Annotated in this window: 12 protein-coding genes and 1 pseudogene; 11 read left to right on the forward strand and 2 right to left on the reverse strand. The window is 74.4% G+C overall.

The window, feature by feature from the left end:
- Positions 1 to 62: 62 nt before the first annotated feature.
- From leuS to ACFYVJ_RS25580, 6 genes are all read left to right on the forward strand, one after another.
- A complete protein-coding gene (leuS, locus tag ACFYVJ_RS25555) occupies positions 63 to 2,909 on the forward strand; it encodes a leucine--tRNA ligase (protein ID WP_388895727.1) in 2,847 nt (948 codons plus the stop codon).
- Positions 2,910 to 3,162: 253 nt separating this feature from the next.
- Positions 3,163 to 3,924: a hypothetical protein gene (locus ACFYVJ_RS25560; protein WP_388895730.1), complete on the forward strand. Its 762-nt coding sequence runs from the start codon at positions 3,163 to 3,165 to the stop codon at positions 3,922 to 3,924.
- Positions 3,925 to 4,035: 111 nt separating this feature from the next.
- Positions 4,036 to 4,890, forward strand: a complete 855-nt coding sequence (locus ACFYVJ_RS25565) for a DegV family protein (RefSeq protein ID WP_388895733.1) — start codon at positions 4,036 to 4,038, stop codon at positions 4,888 to 4,890.
- 580 nt (positions 4,891 to 5,470) lie between these two features.
- The gene (locus ACFYVJ_RS25570; RefSeq protein ID WP_388895735.1) at positions 5,471 to 6,154 is read left to right on the forward strand and encodes a helix-hairpin-helix domain-containing protein; all 684 of its coding nucleotides are present in this window, start codon (positions 5,471 to 5,473) and stop codon (positions 6,152 to 6,154) included.
- 148 nt (positions 6,155 to 6,302) lie between these two features.
- Positions 6,303 to 8,792, forward strand: coding sequence for a ComEC/Rec2 family competence protein (locus ACFYVJ_RS25575; protein ID WP_388895779.1), 2,490 nt, complete (start codon positions 6,303 to 6,305; stop codon positions 8,790 to 8,792).
- Positions 8,793 to 8,955: 163 nt separating this feature from the next.
- A complete protein-coding gene (locus ACFYVJ_RS25580) occupies positions 8,956 to 9,840 on the forward strand; it encodes a YceI family protein (protein WP_388895738.1) in 885 nt (294 codons plus the stop codon).
- A gap of 31 nt (positions 9,841 to 9,871) precedes the next feature.
- Here ACFYVJ_RS25580 and ACFYVJ_RS25585 read toward each other — a convergent pair whose 3' ends face one another.
- Positions 9,872 to 10,141 (reverse strand): hypothetical protein, encoded by a 270-nt coding sequence (locus ACFYVJ_RS25585; protein ID WP_388895740.1) that lies wholly within the window; start codon positions 10,139 to 10,141, stop codon positions 9,872 to 9,874.
- Positions 10,142 to 10,200: 59 nt separating this feature from the next.
- Here ACFYVJ_RS25585 and holA point away from each other — a divergent pair, with 59 nt between their 5' ends.
- Positions 10,201 to 11,214: a DNA polymerase III subunit delta gene (gene holA / locus ACFYVJ_RS25590; protein ID WP_388895743.1), complete on the forward strand. Its 1,014-nt coding sequence runs from the start codon at positions 10,201 to 10,203 to the stop codon at positions 11,212 to 11,214.
- Between the two features lie 334 nt (positions 11,215 to 11,548).
- Here the strand turns inward: holA and rpsT are convergent.
- A pseudogene (gene rpsT / locus ACFYVJ_RS25595) lies at positions 11,549 to 11,815 on the reverse strand (30S ribosomal protein S20); the annotation flags it as partial.
- 127 nt (positions 11,816 to 11,942) lie between these two features.
- Between rpsT and lepA the strand changes: the two are divergent.
- The 4 genes from lepA (at position 11,943) to hemW (ending at position 20,192) form a co-directional block, all read left to right on the forward strand.
- A complete protein-coding gene (lepA, locus tag ACFYVJ_RS25600; RefSeq protein ID WP_388895746.1) occupies positions 11,943 to 13,808 on the forward strand; it encodes a translation elongation factor 4 in 1,866 nt (621 codons plus the stop codon).
- Positions 13,809 to 13,986: 178 nt separating this feature from the next.
- Positions 13,987 to 15,882, forward strand: a complete 1,896-nt coding sequence (locus ACFYVJ_RS25605) for an AMP-dependent synthetase/ligase (protein ID WP_388895748.1) — start codon at positions 13,987 to 13,989, stop codon at positions 15,880 to 15,882.
- Positions 15,883 to 16,381: 499 nt separating this feature from the next.
- Positions 16,382 to 18,832: a SpoIIE family protein phosphatase gene (locus tag ACFYVJ_RS25610; protein WP_388895751.1), complete on the forward strand. Its 2,451-nt coding sequence runs from the start codon at positions 16,382 to 16,384 to the stop codon at positions 18,830 to 18,832.
- A 133-nt stretch (positions 18,833 to 18,965) separates the two neighbouring features.
- Positions 18,966 to 20,192, forward strand: a complete 1,227-nt coding sequence (gene hemW / locus ACFYVJ_RS25615) for a radical SAM family heme chaperone HemW (protein ID WP_388895754.1) — start codon at positions 18,966 to 18,968, stop codon at positions 20,190 to 20,192.
- Positions 20,193 to 20,607: the final 415 nt, after the last annotated feature.

Below are 20,607 nucleotides of genomic sequence, written 5' to 3' on the forward strand. Positions count from 1 at the left end.
AGGGGTTTTTTCGTTTCCGCATCCGGCACCGCAGGCAGAGACCACCAGGAGCTTTGAGGACCATGAGCAGCGAGACGACCACCGCCGCCGCCACCGAGTCGGTGCCGCCGACGGCACCGCACCGCTACACCGCGGCCCTGGCGGCCGAGATCGAGGGACGCTGGCAGGACTTCTGGGAGCGCGAGGGCACGTACGCGGTGGACACGGCCGCGGCGTCGGACCGGCCCCGGAAGTTCATCATGGACATGTTCCCGTACCCCTCGGGTGCGGGCCTGCACGTGGGGCACCCGCTGGGGTACATCGCCACCGACGTCTTCGCCCGCTACGAGCGCATGACGGGCCACGACGTCCTGCACACCATGGGCTTCGACGCCTTCGGCCTGCCCGCCGAGCAGTACGCCGTGCAGACCGGCACCCACCCGCGCGTCACCACCGAGGCGAACATCGCCTCCATGCGCCGCCAACTGGGCCGCCTGGGCCTGGGGCACGACCGGGACAGGTCGTTCGCCACGATCGACCCGGACTACTACAAGTGGACCCAGTGGATCTTCCTGCAGATCTTCGAGTCCTGGTACGACGAGGAGGCCGGCTCCGCCCGCCCGATCGCCACCCTGGTCGAGCAGTTCGAGACCGGCAAGCGCGAGACGCCCGACCGGCGCCCCTGGGGCGAGCTGACGCCCGAGGAGCACGCCGAGGTGCTGAGCGGCTACCGGCTGGCGTACGCCTCCGACTCCCCGGTCAACTGGTGCCCCGGCCTGGGCACCGTGCTGGCCAATGAGGAGGTCACCGCGGACGGCCGCTCCGAGCGCGGCAACTTCCCCGTCTTCAAGGCCAATCTGCGGCAGTGGATGATGCGCATCACCGCCTACGCCGACCGGCTGCTGGCCGACCTGGACGAGCTGGACTGGCCCGAGGCCATCAAGCTGCAGCAGCGCAACTGGATCGGCCGCAGCGAGGGCGCGCGCGTCGACTTCCCCGTCGACGGCCACGAGGGCACGCGGATCCCGGTCTTCACCACCCGCCCCGACACCCTGTTCGGCGCCACCTACATGGTGCTGGCCCCCGAGCACCCGCTGGTCGACGGCATCGCACCGGCCGGCTGGCCGCAGGGCACCCACGAGGTGTGGACCGGCGGGCACGCCACGCCCGCGGAGGCGGTGGAGACGTACCGCGCGCAGGCCGCCGCCAAGTCCGACGTGGAGCGGCAGGCGGAAGCCAAGGAGAAGACCGGCGTGTTCACGGGCGCGTACGCCCTGAACCCCGTCAACGGCGAGCGCGTCCCCGTCTTCATCGCCGACTACGTCCTGATGGGCTACGGCACCGGCGCCATCATGGCCGTACCCGGACAGGACCAGCGCGACTGGGAGTTCTCCGAGGTCTTCGAACTGCCCATCATCCGCACCGTGGAGCCGCCCGCGGACTGGGACGGCAAGGCGTACACCGGGGACGGCCCCGCGATCAACTCGGCGGGCGACGGCATCGACCTGAACGGGCTGGAGGTCGCCGACGCCAAGCGGAAGATCATCGCCTGGCTGGAGGACCACGGTGTCGGCGAGGGCACCGTCAGCTTCCGGCTGCGGGACTGGCTGTTCAGCCGCCAGCGCTACTGGGGCGAGCCCTTCCCGATCGTCTACGACGAGAACGACGTCGCCCACGCCCTGCCCGAGTCGATGCTGCCGCTGGAGCTGCCCGAGGTCGAGGACTACTCGCCGCGCACCTTCGACCCGGACGACGCCGGCAGCCGCCCCGAGACGCCCCTGTCGCGCAACGCGGACTGGGTGAACGTCACCCTGGACCTGGGCGACGGCTCGGGACCGCGGCGCTACCGGCGCGAGACCAACACCATGCCCAACTGGGCCGGCTCCTGCTGGTACGAGCTGCGCTACCTGGACCCGCACAACGCCGAGCGGCTGGTCGACCCGGCGGTCGAGCGCGCCTGGATGGGCCCGGCCGAAGGCAAGCCGCACGGCGGCGTCGACCTGTACGTCGGCGGCGCCGAGCACGCCGTGCTGCACCTGCTGTACGCCCGCTTCTGGTCCAAGGTGCTGTACGACCTGGGGTACGTCTCGTCCGCCGAGCCGTTCCACAAGCTGTTCAACCAGGGCATGATCCAGGCGTATGTCTACCGCGACGCCCGCGGCTTCCCGGTGCCCGCCGTGGAGGTCGAGGAGCACGACGGCGGCTACTGGTACGACGGCGCGCAGGTCAGGCGCGAGCTGGGCAAGATGGGCAAGTCCCTGAAGAACGCCGTCACGCCGGACGAGATCTGCGCCGAGTACGGGGCGGACACGCTGCGCCTGTACGAGATGGCGATGGGCCCGCTGGACGTCTCCCGGCCCTGGGACACCCGCGCGGTCGTCGGCCAGTACCGGCTGCTGCAGCGGCTGTGGCGCAACGTCGTCGACGAGTCGACCGGCGCGGTCACGGTCGTGGACGCCGAGCCGGACGAGGCGACGCTGCGGGCGGTGCACAAGGCCGTCGACGGGGTCACCAGGGACATGGCGGGGCTGCGCTTCAACACCGCCATCGCGAAGGTGACGGAGCTGAACAACCACGTCACCAAGCTGCCCGCGGTGCCGCGGAGCGTCGCCGAGGCGCTGGTGAAGCTGGTCGCGCCGCTGGCGCCGCACGTCGCCGAGGAGCTGTGGCACCGGCTGGGGCACGGCACGACGGTGGTCTACGAGCCGTTCCCGGTCGCCGATCCGCGGTACGTGGCCGACGAGACGGTCACGTGCGTGGTGCAAGTCAAGGGCAAGGTCAAGGCCCGGCTGGAGGTGTCACCCGACATCTCCGCGGCGGAGCTGGAGGCGGCGGCGCTGGCCGACGAGGCGGTGGTGCGGGCGCTGGGCGGGGCGCCGGTGCGGAAGGTGATCGTACGGGCGCCGAAGCTGGTGAACGTGGTCGTCTGAGGGCGCCCGGCGCCTTCGTACGAGGGGCGGGAGCAGCCGCGCGTACGCGTGGAAGCTGCCGCGCGGAACTGGCGGGACCAGCCGCGGGATCGGCCGCGGCCGGATCCCCCGGGGCGTTCCCTAAGGGACGATTCCGGGAAGGCCGGGGGCCGGCGGGGCCGCCCGGCCTTTCCCGTACCCGTACGCTGGAGGGCAGACCGCCTGCCGTGGCCGCCCGGGGCTGCGCGGCCCGAGATGGAGGGATGCGGACCTCATGGACGTCGTCGTCGCTCTGCTGGCGCTGTTCTTCGTGCTCTGTGTCGCGGCGGGCGTGGTCCTGACCGTGAAGGCCACGCGGGCGGTGAAGCGGGGCGTAGAGCGCACGGTCGCCGACACCCGCAGAACGGTCCAGGAGACGACGCTCAAGGCCCGCCGGGCGGTACAGCCCGGCGCGGCCGGCGACATCGCGGGCCTGCGGCTCTCCCTGCGCAACTCCATCGACGCCACCCGCCGCGAGCTGGAGCACGCCGTGCAGGGCGACCCCGGGCTGCGCGAGTCGATCGGCCTGCTCGACCGGCTCCACGAGTACGCGCGCCAGGTCGACGGCGAGCTGCGGCACCTGGAGCGGGAGCCGGACAAGTCGCGGGTCGCGGAGCGGCTGCCGGAGCTGCGCGGCCGCGCGGAGCGGATCGCGCAGTCGGCGAACTCGCTGCGCTGGGCGGCGCAGGACCGCGCGCGGCACACGGCGGAGGACGAGGACGGGCTGGACGCGCTGACCACGCAGATCGACCTGGAGACGGGCGCGCTGCGGCACTGGACGCCGGCGGCGGAGCAGGAGACCGCCGCGGGCCCCGCGTCGGCGCAGGCGCCGCCGTCCGAGGCGACTTCCGGTGCGAAGGCGCGGCCCGCGGACGGCGCGGGCCGGTCGCCGAAGCAGCAGCCGGCGCTGTCGTCCGGCGGGACGCCGGAGGGGCAGGACGCCTTCCAGGCGCTGCTGTCGAAGATCGAGAAGATGCGCAAGCCGGAGTCGGCGTAGCGCTGTCCGGGGCCGGGACACCGGGTGTGACCTCGGCGAACCGCCTAGGCCGTACGCGCCGTGCGGGCCCTCGGATGCGGGGTGTTCGGCGAGCCCAGTAGTGTCTTGGGCATGTCCCCCGATGTCGCGATCGTCGCCGATTCCACGGCCTATCTGCCGCCCGAGGCGATGCGGCGGCACGGCATCATCTCCGTCCCGCTGACCGTCGTGCTCGGTGACCGGGCGCTCGAGGAGGGCACCGAGATCTCCGCCCGCTCGCTGGCCGAGGCGCTGCGCAAGCGGAACCCGGTGACGACGTCGCGGCCCAGCCCCGCGCTCTTCGCGGCGACGTACCGGAAGGCGGCGGAGGCGGGCGCGCGGGGCATCGTGTCGCTGCACCTGTCCGCGGAGTTCTCCGGGACGTACGACGCGGCGGTGCTGGCGGCGAAGGAGGCGCCGGTGCCGGTGCGGGTGGTGGACACCCGCATGGTGGCGATGGCCCTCGGCTTCTGCGCGATCGCCGCCGCGGAGGCGGCGGAGGCGGGCGGCACCGTGGACGACGCGGTGGAGGCGGCGGAGCGGCGGGCGGCGGGCACGTCGGCGTTCTTCTACGTCGACACCCTGGACTATCTGCGCCGCGGCGGCCGGATCGGCACGGCACAGGCGCTGCTGGGCTCGGCGCTGGCGGTCAAGCCGCTGCTGCGGCTCGACGGCGGGCGGATCGAGCTGCTGGAGAAGGTCCGTACGGCGAGCAAGGCGATCCTGCGGCTGGAGGAGCTGGTGCTCGAACGGGCGGCCGAGGGCCCGGTGGACGTCGCGGTGCACCATCTGGCGGCGGCGGAGCGGGCGGCGGAGCTGGCGGACCGGCTGCGGGAGCGGGTGCCGGGGCTGGAGGAGCTGCATCTGAGCGAGGTGGGCGCGGTGATCGGGGCGCACACGGGGCCGGGGCTGCTGGGCGCGGTGGTGTCGCGGCGGGGCGGCGCGTAGCCGCGGGTTGTCCACAACCGGCGAGTTATCCACAGGAATTGCCGGTGATCAGCGCGGGTGGGTGCGGGGCTCGTACCTTCGGGCCATGAGCGCACGAACGGGTACGGAGACCAGGGGACCGGGCCGCCACGAGCAGCGCAGGCGCGGCCGGCGGGGGAGCGGGGCGGCAAGGACCACGTCGCGGGAGCACCTGCGCCACCGGGCAACGACGATGCTCGGCCCACCCATCCGCCACCCCGCGGACGAATCGGGCCCACATCTCCGCTGGACCAGCAAGGACCCGCCGCGGTTCCCCCGGAGGGGGACGGTCGAGCCGGGTGCGGAGGAGCCGGGGACGGCCGGTGTCTCCGTGTCCGCTCCCGCTCCCGCGCCTGCCGCCGGTTCTGTGCCCGCCCGTCCACCCGCGGCCGCCTCTGCCCCCGCCCCTCCTTCGGTGGCCACCCCGGTCGCCGCACCGCCCCTCCGTGCCGCCGCTCCCGGGAACGCCCCGGCCTCCGGGCGTGCCGCCGCCTCGCCCGAGGGCGATCAACCCGCTCTCGAACGCGGGGAGATGGGGCGGTGGGAGCGGTGGCGGGTTGCGGTGCGGGAGCGGTTGCCGGTGTGGATCCGGCTGCGGTGCGGGCTGGAGCCCGGGACGTGCGCGGCCCTGGTGCTGGTGCTCGTCGCCGGGGTCGCTCTTGCCGCGTACCACTTCTGGTCCGGGCGGCCCCAGCCCGTACAGCCTCCGGAGGCACGCGGCTCCGCGCCGGCGCCCGCCGCGGAGGCGGCGGTGCCGGATGCCGCGGGGGAGCCCAGCGCCCGGGCGGCGGCGGACGTGGTGGTGGACGTCGTCGGCAAGGTGCGCGAACCGGGTGTCCACCGGCTGCCCGCCGGATCGCGTGTCGAGGACGCCTTACGCGCCGCGGGCGGCATCCGCCCAGGCGTGGAGGCGGACGGCCTGAACCGCGCGCGGCCGCTGGTCGACGGCGAGCAGATCGCCGTCGGCGAGCCGCCACCGGCGGCGCCCGGTGCCCCACCGGCCCCCGCCCCGGGCCCACCGGCGGGAGGCGGCTCGCCGACGAGCGGACCGACCGCGGTGGTGAGCCTCAACTCCGCAACGCCGGAACAGCTCGACGCGCTGCCCGGCATCGGCCCCGTACTGGCGCAGCACATCATCGACTACCGCGACCAGAACGGCGGCTTCACCGACGTCGAGCAACTCCGCGACGTGAACGGCATCGGTGACAGCCGCTTCGCGGACCTCCGCCCCCATGTCCAGCCGTGACCCCGCGTCGACCACGACCACCGCCGCCGCGCCCGGACAACCCCCGGCACCCGGGGGCCGGTTGCCGGGCACGCGCCGGGCGGACGGCACCGCGGCTCCGTCCCCCGCGGCAGAGGGCCCGGCCGATCTGCGGCTGGTGCCACCCGCGTTGGCCGCCTGGGCGGCGGCAGCGTGGGCGCTGGGCCGGGAGGGCGCGGCGGTGCCGGCGGTGTGCGGACTGGCAACGGCCGCCGCGCTGGCGCTGCTTGCCGCCGCCCGTCTCGGCGGCAGGTGGCACGGGCCGCGGCGGGGGCACCGCGTCGCCGCCGTCCGCCCGGCCACCTTCTGCCCGGCCGCCGCCGCGCGGTCACGGGTGCTGGTGGCCGGGGCAGCGGCGCTGCTGTGCGCCGCCGCGGGTGCGGGGGTCGCCGCGCTGCACGGCGCCGACCTCCACCGCGGACCGCTGCCCGCGGTGGCCGAACGGTACGGGCAGGCCACCGTCGAGATGGAGGTGACTTCCGACCCCCGGCTGACCCGGCCGCAGGTGAGCGGCCCGGCCGCCACCCCGGCCGCCGTACTCGTCAGAGCAGGAGCCCGCCACGTCACCACCCGCCGCGCGGACACCCCCGCAGGGGCCCCGAAGAGCCCGGCCCCACAGACCGCTCGTGTGCGGACACCCGTGCTGGTCCTCGTTCAGCCCCGTGACGCCGCCGCGCGGCGAGCGTGGTTGAGGCTTCTGCCGTCGACCCGGGTGCGGGTCGACGCGCGGGTCTCGCCGGACTCCGGGGGCGGCCGGGCCGTGGGTGCCGTGCTGCGGGTCGCCGGGGACGGGCCGCCGGACGTCGTGGGCGGGCCCAGCGCCCCCCAGCGGGCCGCGGGCGCGCTGCGGGGCGGGCTGCGCGAGGCCACCGACGGCCTCACCGCCGACGCCCGCGCGCTGCTGCCCGGGCTCGTCGTCGGCGACACCTCCCGCATCCCCGCCGAACTCCAGGACGCCTTCCACGCCACCGACCTCACCCACCTCCTCGCCGTCAGCGGAGCCAACTTCACGATCCTGCTCGCCCTCCTCATCGGCCCGCCCCACCTCGCCGCCCGCGCCGAGCGCCGCGGGCTCGCGCCGCGGCTCGGCATCCCGCTGCGCGCGACCGCGCTCCTCGGCGGGCTGCTCACCCTCGGCTTCGTCGTCGTCTGCCGCCCCGAGCCCAGCGTCCTGCGGGCGGCGGTCTGCGGGCTCATCACCCTGCTCGCCCTCGGCACCGGCCGGCGCCGCTCCCTGCTGCCCGCGCTCGCCGCCGCCGTCCTGCTGCTCGTCCTCTACGACCCGTGGCTTTCCCGCGAGTACGGCTTCCTCCTCTCCGTCCTGGCGACCGCCGCCCTGCTCACCCTCGCGCCCCGCTGGAGCGCGGCGCTGCGCGCCCGCCGGGTGCCGCCGCGGCTCGCCGAGGCGCTGGCGGCGGCCGGGGCCGCGCAGGCGGTGTGCGCGCCCGTCGTCGCCGTGCTCGCGGCGCGGGTCAGCCTGGTCGCGATCCCGTGCAACCTGCTCGCCGAGTTCGCCGTCGCGCCCGCCACCGTCCTGGGGTTCGCGGCGCTCGCCGTCGCCCTGCCCGCGATGCCCGTAGCGGAGCTGCTGGCGACGCCCGCGGGCTGGGCGGCGGAGTGGATCGCCGCCGTCGCCAGGACCGGGGCGGCGCTGCCAGGCGCCACGTACGGCTGGCCCGGCGGGTGGTACGGCGGGCTGGCCCTGGCCGCCGTGACCCCTCCCCTCCTGCTCGGACTGCGCCGCCTGGCCCGCCGCCGGTGGCTCTGCGCCGCCTGCGTCCTGCTCGTGCTGCTCGCCGTGCTCCGCCCCGTCCCCCTCACCCGGGTCCTCACCGGCTGGCCGCCCGCCGGCTGGCGCCTCGTGGCGTGCGACGTCGGCCAGGGCGATGCGCTCGCGCTGGCCGCGGGCGACGGGGCGGCGGTCGTCGTGGACACCGGCCCCGACCCCGCCCTGGCCGACCGCTGCCTGCGCGATCTCGGCGTCAGCCGCGTCCCGCTCGTCGTCCTCACCCACTTCCACGACGACCACGTCGCCGGCCTGGCCGGTGTGCTGCGCGGCCGGGCCGTGGGCGCCATCCAGGTCGGCGGCCTCGACGAACCTCCGGGCCAGGCGGCCGCCGTGCGCCGTACGGCCGCCGCCGCGGGCGTGCCGGTGATCCGCGCGCGCCCGGGGGAGCGGCGCCGGGTGGGCGGGCTGTCGTGGCAGGTGGTCTGGCCGGCGGCCGGCGCACCGCCCCCGGCCGAGCCGAACGACGCCAGCGTCACCCTCCTCGTCGAGACGGCCGGCCTCACCGTGCTCCTGCCCGGGGACCTGGAGCCGCCCGCCCAGCGCGCGTTGCTCACCGCCGTCCCCCGACTGCCCCGCCTCGACGCCCTGAAGGTCCCGCACCATGGCTCCGCGTACCAGGACCACGAGCTGCTGCGGCGCCTCAGGCCCCGCTTCGCCCTCGTCAGCGCCGGCGCCGGCAACCCGTACGGCCACCCCTCGCCCCGTACCGTCGCCGCCCTGCGCGCCCAGGGCGCCGCCGTGCTGCGCACCGACCTGCACGGCCCGCTCGCCCTCACCGCGGAAGGAGAGGCGGAAGACCGCACCCCCGCCGCCACTCCCGGCGGCCGATAGCCGTGCCGGCGACGGGTCCAAACGGACCGGTGAACTCCGGCACTTGACCCAAGCCCGCCCCAGTTGTCACAACCCGGCGGTAGCCCCCCGGTTTGCATAGAAAGCCGTACCAGTGCTCGAATGAATGCCCGAGCCACTGAAATTCCACGGGGGTGGATGCTTCATGATCGGTCGTCTCCGGCGCAGATCCCCGGCCACGGCAACCCGGCGCGGCGCCGGCCTGGTCGGCATGCGGGTCCCTGCACACGCGGGGGTGCTGAGCTGCCGCGTGCTCGACCCCGTCGAACAGCCGCTGCCACAGGCGGAGGTCGTGCTCGCCGACGCCGCCGGGCGCAAGGTCGTCAGCGGCGAGAGCGATCCGTTCGGCACCTTCGTCGTCGCGGTCCCGGCCGGCAGCTACCGGCTCTCGATCAACGCCGAGGGCTTCACCCCGTACCGCGGCGAGGTCGAAGTCGCGGAAGGCGCCCACAACTCCCTCGGCGACCTCGCCCTCGGCCCTTCCCCGCTGCCGCAGCTCCCGCCGCCCGGCGACTGGGAGATCGACCCGGCGCACACCACCATCGCCTTCGTCGCGCAGCACATCGGCATGGCGCGCGTACGCGGCAGGTTCAACGCCTTCAGCGGCGCCCTGCGCATCGGTCAGCGCATGGAGGACTCGGCCATGCGCGTCGCCATCGAGGCGGCCAGCATCGACACCAACATCAAGATGCGCGACGACCACCTGCGCTCCCCGGACTTCCTCGACGTCGAGCGCTACCCGGCGATCGAGTTCGCCAGCGACCGCTTCCTGCACCGCGGCGGCGCCCGCTGGGCCGTCACCGGCGCGCTGTCCATCCACGGCGTCAGCCGCACCGTCACGCTCGACACCCGCTACCTCGGCACCGGTTACGGCATGGAGGGCGAACTGCGCGCCGCCTGCCGGGCGACCGTCGAACTGCACCGCGAGGACTTCACGCTCAACTGGCAGCACATGCTCGCCCGCGGCATCGCCGTCGTGGGCTCCAGCATCCAGATCGAACTGGACATCCAGGTGGTGGCCGCGAGCTGACGCCCCGGGGCCGCGCGGCGGGCCCGGCCGGTCAGCCGGCCGGGTCGTCCGGCACCGTCGCGGAGCCCTCCAGCCAGCCGTCGTACGACTCGGCCAGCTCCTCAAGACCCGCCGCCACCGCCTCCCGCGCGTCCTCGACGACGACCAGCCACTGCGCGTCCTCCGCGTCGTCCTCGCCGGCCAGGGCGTCGCGGATCAGGTGCGGCTCCCCGGTCAGGCCGAAGCGCTCCACGGCCAGTTCGGCCACCTCCTCCGCGGCGTCGCGGTCGGGCAGCACGAGTACGAAGGTCAGGTCGCTCACGCCGCCATTGTGCCCGCGGCCGCGGGCGGTGTCGTACCGGCGTGGGATGCTGTACGGCGATGGCAGCGACCACGCGGAACCCCAGGACCAGCAAGGGCGGCAGCGCCGGCGGCGACCCGCTCACCCCCGTCACGCTCGCCGTGGGCCAGGAGGACCTGCTGGTCGACCGCGCCGTGCGGGAGGTCGTGGCCGCCGCCCGCGCCGCCGACCCCGACACCGACGTGCGCGAGCTGACCCACGACGCCCTCCAGCCCGGCACGCTCGCCGAGCTGACCAGCCCGTCGCTCTTCGCCGAGCGCAAGGTCGTGGTCGTACGGGGCGCGCAGGACCTCGCCGCCGACGCCGTCAAGGACGTCAAGGCGTACGTGGCCGCCCCCGCCCCCGAGATCACCCTGGTGCTGGCGCACGCCGGCGGCGCCAAGGGCAAGGGCCTGCTGGACGCGGCGCGCAAGGCCGGCGCCCGGGAGGTCGACTGCGCGAAGGTGACCCGCCCCGCGGACCGGCTGGCGTTCGTGAAGGCCGAGTTCCGGGCCGCGGGCCGCACCGCGACGCCGTCGGCCTGCCAGGCGCTGGTCGACGCGATCGGCTCCGACCTGCGGGAGATGGCCAGTGCCTGCGCGCAGCTCGCGGCCGACGTGGAGGGCACGATCGACGACGCGGTCGTCGCGCGCTACTACACGGGCCGGGCCGAGACCTCCGGCTTCGAGGTCGCCGACCGGGCCGTCGAGGGCCGTACGGCCGAGGCCCTGGAGGCCCTCCGCTGGGCGCTCGGCACGGGCGTGGCCCCGGTGCTGCTCACCAGCGCCCTCGCCCAGGGCGTCCGCTCCATCGGCCGCCTCGCCTCCGCCCCCCGCGGCATGCGCCCCGCCGACCTGGCCCGCGAGCTGGGCATGCCGCCGTGGAAGGTGGACCGCGTCCGCCAGCAGATGCGCGGCTGGACGGCGGACGGCGTGGCGACGGCACTCCGCGCGGTGGCCCAGGCGGACGCGGACGTCAAGGGCGGCTCGGACGACCCGGCCTACGCCCTGGAAAAAGCCGTGGTAACCATCAGCCAAGCCGCCCGCCCCCACTGACCCGGCACCGTCTGGTCCGGGAGTCACCGAGGAACGGCGGCGTCCGGCCCGCCTCCCGCGGGGGCCGGGCCTGGCGGGGATGCGCGAGGCCCCGTCGGGCCCTGGGGAGGGGCCGGGACGGGGCCTGGCGGACGTGCTGTGCGCCGCACCCGCGTGGCGAACGCAGGCCGCGTGCGGCGTGGTGTTCTCGGTGTCCGGCCGGAGCGGAGTGAGAGGGCTCGCGACTGTCGGCCGGGGGTGGGCCCCTTCGGGGCCCGGGTCAGGACTGGAGGGCCTGGACCCGCTTGGCCAGGGCGGCCTTCTTGTTCGCCGCCTGGTTGCGGTGGATGACGCCCTTGCTGACCGCCTTGTCCAGCTTGCGGGCGGCGGCGCGCTGCGCCTCCACGGCCTTCTCTGCGTCCCCGGCCTCGACGGCCTCGCGGGTACGGCGGATCGCGGTGCGCAGTTCGGACTTCACGGCCTTGTTGCGCAGCCGGGCCTTCTCGTTGGTCTTGATCCGCTTGATCTGGGACTTGATGTTCGCCACGTAGCTGCCTCTTGAGAGATGTTCGAAGATCGTCCTGTGGGACCTGAACTGCCGGACCTCACCGGGTCCAGGCACAGTGGCTCAGGCTACCAGCAGCCAGGACGGCCGCCCAAACCGCTCCCGGCCCCGCGCGCATGGGACCATGGGGGCGACGAGTGCAGACACGCCCCTCCCGCCCGATCCCTCCCGACAGGACCCCTAGGTGCCCGCGACCGAAACCACCGTGCCGCAGCCCAGCCGTACCGAGCCCGCGCTGATCCGCAATTTCTGCATCATCGCGCACATCGACCACGGCAAGTCGACGCTGGCCGACCGGATGCTCCAGATCACCGGAGTCGTCGACAAGCGCCAGATGCGCGAGCAGTACCTCGACCGTATGGACATCGAGCGCGAGCGCGGCATCACGATCAAGTCCCAGGCCGTGCGCATGCCGTGGTCGCCCTCGGAGGGTGAGAGCAGCGGCGAGGCGCACATCCTCAACATGATCGACACCCCCGGGCACGTCGACTTCACCTACGAGGTCTCCCGCTCGCTCGCCGCCTGCGAGGGCTGCGTGCTGCTGGTGGACGCCGCGCAGGGCATCGAGGCGCAGACCCTCGCGAACCTCTATCTCGCGATGGAGAACGACCTCACGATCATCCCGGTGCTGAACAAGATCGACCTGCCCGCCGCGCAGCCGGAGAAGTTCGCCGCCGAGCTGGCCGGGCTCATCGGCTGCGACCCCGCCGACGTGCTGCGCGTCTCGGCGAAGACCGGGGAGGGCGTCGAGACGCTGCTCGACGAGGTGGTCCGGCAGGTGCCGGCGCCGGTGGGGGTCAAGGACGCCCCCGCCCGCGCGATGATCTTCGACTCGGTCTACGACTCGTACCGCGGCGTCGTGACGTACGTGAAGGTCGTCGACGGCACGCTCGGCAAGCGCGAGCGGATCAGGATGATGTCGACCGGGGCCCAGCACGAGCTGCTGGAGATCGGCACGAACTCGCCCGAGATGACCCCGGCCGACGGCCTCTCCGTCGGCGAGGTCGGCTATCTGATCACGGGTGTCAAGGACGTCCGCCAGTCCAAGGTCGGCGACACCGTCACCCGGCTCAGCAAGGGCGCCACCGAGCCGCTCGGCGGCTACAAGGACCCCAAGCCCATGGTGTTCTCCGGGCTCTACCCGGTCGACGGCTCCGACTACCCCGAGCTGCGCGACGCCCTCGACAAGCTCCAGCTCAACGACGCCGCGCTGGTCTACGAGCCGGAGACCTCGGCGGCGCTCGGCTTCGGCTTCCGCGTCGGCTTCCTCGGCCTGCTGCACCTGGAGGTGATCAGGGAGCGGCTGGAGCGCGAGTTCAACCTCGATCTGATCGCCACCGCGCCGAACGTGATCTACCGCGTCGTGCTGGAGGACCGCACCGAGCACGTCGTCACCAACCCCAGCGAGTTCCCGGTCGGCAAGATCGAGGAGGTCTACGAGCCGGTCGTACGGGCGACGATCCTGACCCCCAGCGAGTACATCGGCTCGGTCATGGAGCTGTGCCAGAACCGCCGCGGCACGCTGCTCGGCATGGACTACCTCTCCGAGGAGCGCGTCGAGATCCGCTACACGCTGCCGCTCGCCGAGGTCGTCTTCGACTTCTTCGACCAGCTCAAGTCGAAGACCCGCGGCTACGCCTCCCTCGACTACGAGACCACGGGCGAGCAGAGCAGCCAGCTCGTCAAGGTCGACATCCTGCTGCACGGCGACAAGGTCGACGCCTTCTCCGCGATCACGCACAAGGACAAGGCGTACGCCTACGGCGTCCGGCTCGTCGCCAAGCTGAAGGAGCTGATCCCGCGGCAGGCGTTCGAGGTGCCCGTGCAGGCGGCCATCGGCTCCCGCGTCATCGCCCGCGAGACCATCCGCGCCATCCGCAAGGACGTCCTCGCCAAGTGCTACGGCGGTGACATCTCCCGTAAGCGGAAGCTGCTGGAGAAGCAGAAGGAGGGCAAGAAGCGGATGAAGATGGTCGGCAACGTGGAGGTGCCGCAGGAAGCCTTCATCGCGGTGCTGTCGTCGGACGAGGACGGCAAGGCGAAGAAGTAGCGGCGGGCGCCCGCCGGGGCGCGAAGCGGAATCGTACGGAGCCGGGCCGGCGGGATTCCCCGCCGGCCCGGCTTCGAGACCTATCCGACGCCTTGCAGACCCTTACGCCGTTCGATGCCACCCTCTAATCTGCTGGTTACTCGCCAGTTACCAGCGAAGAGCACGGCCGGAGGATGCAGTGACCGAGACCGAAACCCAGACGAAGCTGGACAGCCGCCCGCCGTCCGTCGCCACGCTCTTCCTTGACCGCGTCGAGTCCACCCCCGACCGGGAGGCGTTCCAGTACCCGGTGCCCGCGGCCACCGCCGGTGAGGGCGACGAGTGGCGGTCCCTGACCTGGGCGCAGTCCGCCGAGCGGGTCTTCGCGATCGCCGCCGGGCTGCTCGACCTCGGCCTGCAGCCCGAGGAGCGGGTCGCGCTCGCCTGCAACACCCGGCTGGAGTGGATCCTCACCGACCTCGGCATCCTCTGCGCCGGCGGCGCCAACACCACGGTCTACCCCAGCACCAACGCCGAGGAGACCGCGTACATCCTCGCCGACTCCGGCAGCCGCGTGCTCGTCGCGGAGGACGCCGCCCAGCTCGCCAAGGCGCGCGAGATGCGGGCCGGGCTGCCCGACCTGGCGCACGTCGTCGTGGTCGAGGCCGCGGACGCGGTGGCCGCCGAGGGCGACCCGGACGGCTGGGTGCTCTCCCTCGCCGAGTTGGAGCGGCGCGGCACCGACTACCTGGAGAAGCACCCCGAGGCCGTACGGGAGCACATCCAGGCCCTGCGTCCCGACCAGCTCGCCACCCTCATCTACACCTCCGGCACCACCGGCCGCCCCAAGGGCGTGCGGCTGGCGCACGACTCGTGGTCGTACATGGGCTACGCGATCGAGGGCATCGAGCTGGTGATGCCGGAGGACATCCAGTACCTGTGGCTGCCGCTCGCGCACGTCTTCGGCAAGGTGCTCACCGCCGGGCACATCAAGGTCGGGCACGTGATGGCCGTCGACGGCCGGATCGACAAGATCATCGAGAACCTGCCGGTGGTCCGGCCCACCCAGATGTGCGGCGTCCCGCGGATCTTCGAGAAGGTCTACAACGGCGTGGCCGCCAAGGCGAAGGCCGGCGGCGGCGCCAAGTACAAGATCTTCCTGTGGGCCGCCGAGGTCGCCCGCGAGTACGCGCGCGTCACCCAGGACAACCACCGCCGCACCGGCAAGCGCACCGCGCCGGCCGGCCTGCGGACCAAGCACGCCCTCGCGGACAAGCTGGTCTACGGCAAGTTCCGCGCCGCCTTCGGCGGCCGGATGCGCGGCATGGTCTCCGGATCCGCCGCCCTGGCCCCCGAGATCGGCTACTTCTTCGACGGCGCCGGCGTCCCCATCCTGGAGGGCTACGGCCTCACCGAGTCCGCCGCCGCCAGCTTCTGCAACCGCCTGGAGACCTACCGCACCGGCACCGTCGGCAAGCCGCTGCCCGGCTGCGAGGTGCGGATCGCCGACGACGGCGAGATCCTGCTGCGCGGCCCCGGCATCATGCAGGGTTACCACGGCCTGCCGGAGAAGACGGCCGAGGTGCTGGAGGACGACGGCTGGTTCCACACCGGCGACATCGGCGAGCTGTCCGACGACGGCTTCCTGCGCATCACCGACCGCAAGAAGGACCTGATCAAGACGTCCGGCGGCAAGTACATCGCGCCGAGCGAGGTCGAGGGGCAGTTCAAGGCCGTCTGCCCGTACGTCGGCTCGATCCTCGTCATCGGCGCCGACCGCAACTTCTGCACCGCGCTGATCTCCCTCGACGAGGCGGCGCTCGCCGGCTGGGCGAAGGAGAACGGCCTGACGGACCGGTCGTACACCGAGCTGGTCGCCTCCCCGGAGGCGCGGGAGATGATCGACGGGTACGTGCAGCAGCTCAACGAGCGGCTGCAGCGCTGGCAGATGATCAGGAAGTTCCGGATCCTGCCGCGGGACCTCGACGTCGAGCACGGGGAGCTGACGCCGAGCCTGAAGCTGAAGCGTCCCGTGGTGGAGCGGGAGTACAAGGACCTGATCGACGACATGTACGAGGGCGCCAGGGAAGCCTGAGGCCCGGCTCGTTTCCGACGTGCCCCCGGGGCCGGAAGTGCCGTGCGGCGGTGGCCGCTTGCGGCCGGTCCGCGGGGGTGCGTCTTTTGCCGTACCCGGGGAACGGGAAGGGCGGTCAGGGGTGTGCGGGCGGCGTGTGCGTCGCCTGTCGCGCCCCTCGTGCGTGGGACGCACGCGATTGTGTTGACGGTGGCCGCGGCCCCCGCGGCGGGGTGGTGAGGGGGCTGTCCCGGAGGGTGCGGAGGTCTCGTACGCAGGGGTGTCCACCGCGGTGAGCTGTGTCTTCGCCGTCACGGCCGGTGCCGCCGCGCGTCGCCGGGGGCCGGTGGGAAGGGCCGGGCGGGGGTGGCCGGAGGGGGTAATCCGGGGGGTGTGGCGGGGGTCGGATGGGCCATATCCGGTCACCAGTTGTGTCACTTGGTGCATCTGGGCGAGCTCAGTCTGTCACCCTGGTTACGTGGGGAACGCCCGTATGCCGGGATTGGGCCGGGAGAGGACAGTGGGGACGACCTTCGCAGTGCAGGCCGTACGCCGCACCACCGTGGTGTCGGTCGTGCGAAGAGAGCCCGCGGAGCAGGACGGCGGGTCCGGCGGGACCGGTGGGTCCGGCGGATCCGGCGGGGAAGGCGGAGGCGGCACGGAAGGTGCCGACGACGCGGACAATACGGACGGTGCGGACGACGTGCCGGCATCCGGCGGGGAGCCCGGCGGCGCCCGCGCGGCGCACCGCACGGCCCGGGGTGACGCGGACGGCGAGGCCGCGGACGACGGCGGTGACGACGGGGACGATTCGGACGGCTCCGGCTCCGGCTCCGGGAGCACGGACGGCCCCGGTGACGGCGACGCGGAGGGTGCGGAGGCGGACGCCGCCGCCGGCCCGCAGGGCGTGACCGACGTCGCCCTGACGCTCGCCGCAGGCATGCCCGCCGCCGCGACGGCCCGCCGGTTCGTACGCGAGCTGCTCGCCGGCCGCGCCGGGCCCGAGGTCGACGACGCCGAGTTGCTGACCAGCGAGCTGGTCACGAACGCGGTGGTGCACGCCGGCACCGAGGTACGGGTCCGCTGCCGGCTCGTCACCGAGGACGCCACCGCCGCCGGTCTCGCACGCGAAGGCGCCGACGGCGACGGCGCGGCCGCGGAGCCGACGCTGCTGGTGGAGGTCACCGACGGGCACGCGGCCCGCGTGATGCCGCTGCCGGCGCCGGAGGAGTCGTACGGCTACGGCCTGCAGCTCGTCGCCGCGCTCGCCGACGCCTGGGGCGTGGAGCACCGGCGCAGCGAGAAGACCGTCTGGTTCCGCATGGGCCCGCTGCGCGAGGTCGGGGGCGAGCAGGCCGACGACGACCCGGCCGCCGAGGCACCCGGCCGGGAGACCGGTGCGGGGCACGACGAGGCGGGAGCGCATGGCGCGCACGGCGCGAGCGCCGTACCCGACGACGCGGCCCACGGCCGCGGCGTACCGCACCACGCGGACGGCTCCGGCGGCGAGACGGTCCGCGGCGCGCACGACCTCGCCGACGACGACCTGGCCGACCCGCACGGCGACCCGCATGCCGACCCGCACGCAGCCCACGCCGCGGCGCTCCGCCTGCCCAGCCAGGCCACCGCGCACACCCCGCGCAGCGCCACCGACCCCGAGCTGCGCGGCGGCGGCCCCTGGGCCGGCGTCGGCGCCTTCTCGTTCCTCGCCGAGACCTCCGACATGCTCGCCGGGCAGTTCGACGAGGACATGGTCGCCTCGCTGGCCACCCAGCTCCTCGTACCCCGGCTCGCCGACTGGAGCGCCGTCTGGCTCGAAGGCGCCGACGGCGCCGAGCCCCGCCTCGCGCAGGTCTGGCACGCCGCCGAGGAGCGGATCTCCCCGCTCCGCCGCGCCCTGGAGCAGTGCCCGCTGCCGCCGCCCGACGCCCGCCCCGTACCGGTCTCGTGGCCCGGCGGCGGCAGCAGTGGCGTCGCCCGCGGTCCCGGGGACGCCGGCTACGGGCTCGGCGGCCCCGCCCTGGCCTGCCCGCTGGTCGCCGGCGGCCGGCGCGTCGGCACGCTGCTCTTCGGCCGCGCCGGCGTCGCCCGCATCGGCGGCGACGTCGTCGCCGTCGTCACGGACTTCGCGCGCCGCGTCGCGCACGCCGTCTCCGCCGCCCGCCAGTACACGCGCCAGGTGACCATCAGCGAGGTGCTCCAGCGCGGCCTGCTGCCCAGCGGCATCGCGGAGATGCCGGCCATGGACACCGCCGTCGTCTACGAGCCGGCCGAGGGCGCCGCCGCGGGCGGCGACTTCTACGACCTCTTCCCCAGCGGCAGCGACCGCTGGTGCTTCGCCATCGGCGACGTCTGCGGCCAGGGGCCGGAGGCGGCGGTCGTCACGGGCCTCGCGCGGCCGGTGCTGCGGCTCCTGGCGCGCGAGGGCTACGGCGTCGCCGACGTGCTCGCGGGCCTGAACCGCACGCTCGTGGAGCACGCCTTCGAGGCCGTGGAGGCGGCCACGGCGTTCGGGCTGCCGCCGGAGCAGGCGCGGTTCCTGTCGCTGCTGTACGGGGAGCTGGTGCCGTACGAGCACGACCGCGGCGGCGTCCGCTGCACCGTGGCCAGCGCCGGCCACCCGCTGCCGCTGCTGCTGCGCAGCGACGGCGGGGTGCGGGCGGCGGCGGACGCGCAGTTGCTGCTGGGGGTGCTGGACGACGCGGAGTACTACAGCCAGTCGTTCGACCTGGAACCAGGCGACACGCTGCTGTGCGTCACGGACGGCGTGACGGAGCGGCGCTACGGGGACCGGCTGTTCGACGACGAGGACGGGCTGGCGGAGGCCCTGTCGTGCTGCACGGGGCTGGGCGCGGCGGCGGTGGCGGAGCGGATCAGGACGGCGGTGCACGACTTCGCGCCGGTGCCGCCGCGGGACGACCTGGCGATGATGGTGCTGCAGGCGCGGGGGACGGAGCCGGGCGGGTACTGAGGGCCGCGGCCGGGGCTGTCCCGGGGCCGGGCCGGGCCTGGCTGGGCCTGGCCGGGGCCGGGGGCCGGGGGCCGGGTCGGGGCTGGAGGGCCGGGGGCCGGGCCTTGCGGCGGCCGGGGGGACAATGGGGCTTATGCCCTCCGTACTGCCCGATGGCGAGCCCGCGCCCGAGGACGGGACCCTGCCCGCCGAGGCGCTCGCAGGGGCCGCCGGCCGCCCCCTCGGCTTCTACGCCCACGTCCCGTACTGCGCCACCCGCTGCGGCTACTGCGACTTCAACACGTACACCGCCTCCGAGCTGCGCGGCACCTCGCGCGACGACTACGCCGCCACCTTCGCCGAGGAGGTCCGCCTGGCCCGCAAGGTGCTCGGCGACGATCCGCGCCAGGTCGAGACGGTGTTCTTCGGCGGCGGTACGCCCACGCTGCTGCCGGCGGCGGACCTGGGGCGGATGCTGGCGGCGATCCGCTCGGAGTTCGGCCTCGCGGCGGACGCGGAGGTGACGACGGAGGCCAATCCGGAGTCGGTGGATCCGGCGTATCTGGCGGAGCTGCGGGAGGCCGGGTTCAACCGGATCTCGTTCGGCATGCAGAGCGCGCGGGAGCACGTGCTGCGGGTGCTGGACCGTACGCACACGCCCGGGCGCCCGGAGGCGTGCGTGGCGGAGGCGCGGGCGGCGGGGTTCGCGCACGTGAACCTGGACCTGATCTACGGCACGCCCGGCGAGACGGACGACGACTGGCGGGCGTCGCTGGCGGCGGCGCTGGGGGCGGGTCCCGACCATGTGTCGGCGTACGCGCTGATCGTGGAGGAGGGCACGCAACTGGCGCGGCGGATCCGGCGTGGCGAGGTGCCGCCGACGGACGACGACGTACACGCGGACAGGTACCTGATCGCGGAGGAGGCGCTGTCGGCGGTGGGGATGGAGTGGTACGAGGTGTCGAACTGGGCGGCCGCGGAGGGCGGCGCGGGGGCCCGGTGCCGGCACAACGAGCTGTACTGGACGGGCGCCGACTGGTGGGGCGCGGGCCCGGGGGCGCACAGCCACGTGGGCGGGGTGCGGTGGTGGAACGTCAAGCACCCGGGGCCGTACGCGGCCGCGCTGGCGGCGGGAAGATCGCCGGCGGCGGGGCGTGAGGTGCTGACGGCCGAGGACCGGAGGGTGGAACGGATCCTGCTGGAGCTGAGGCTGTCGGCGGGCTGCCCGGTGTCGCTGCTGCGACCGGCGGGGGCGGAGGCGGCGGCCCGGGCGGTGGGGGACGGGCTGCTGGCGGACGGCCCGTGGGAGGAGGGCCGGCTGGTGCTGACGCTGCGGGGGCGGCTGCTGGCGGACGGGGTGGTGCGGGACTTGGTGGACTGAGGGGGGTGTTCCCCGCCCTTCCCCTTCCCCTTCCCCTTCCCCTTCCCCTGTCCCTTCCCCGAACCCCGGGGCTCCGCCCCGAGACCCCCGCGGGGCTCCGCCCCGGGCCCCGCGCGGGTGCGCTTCCGGCTCGCTGGGGGCGCTGAGTCGGGCTCTGGCTGGACGACCCGCAGAGTTGTGTCCCGGACCGCTCGGGGCCGGTTCCCCGGGCTCGCACGGACCTGCTCTGGACATGCAGGGCTGCCACTCGGACCTGCTCTGGGCTGCGCCCCGGTCCCGCGTGCCCATTCCTCCCTCACGCCCGCCCAAGGGTATGCGGGTGCTCTGACAGTGAGGATTGGTGATGGCACCGCCCGGGGGTCTGGCTCTTGCTCTGACTGACGCTTCGGCTGTCCTTGCGTTGAATCGTCGGCCT

Source organism: Streptomyces sp. NPDC004134, from assembly GCF_042874195.1.
In the GTDB taxonomy this organism is placed as follows: Bacteria; Actinomycetota; Actinomycetes; order Streptomycetales; family Streptomycetaceae; genus Streptomyces.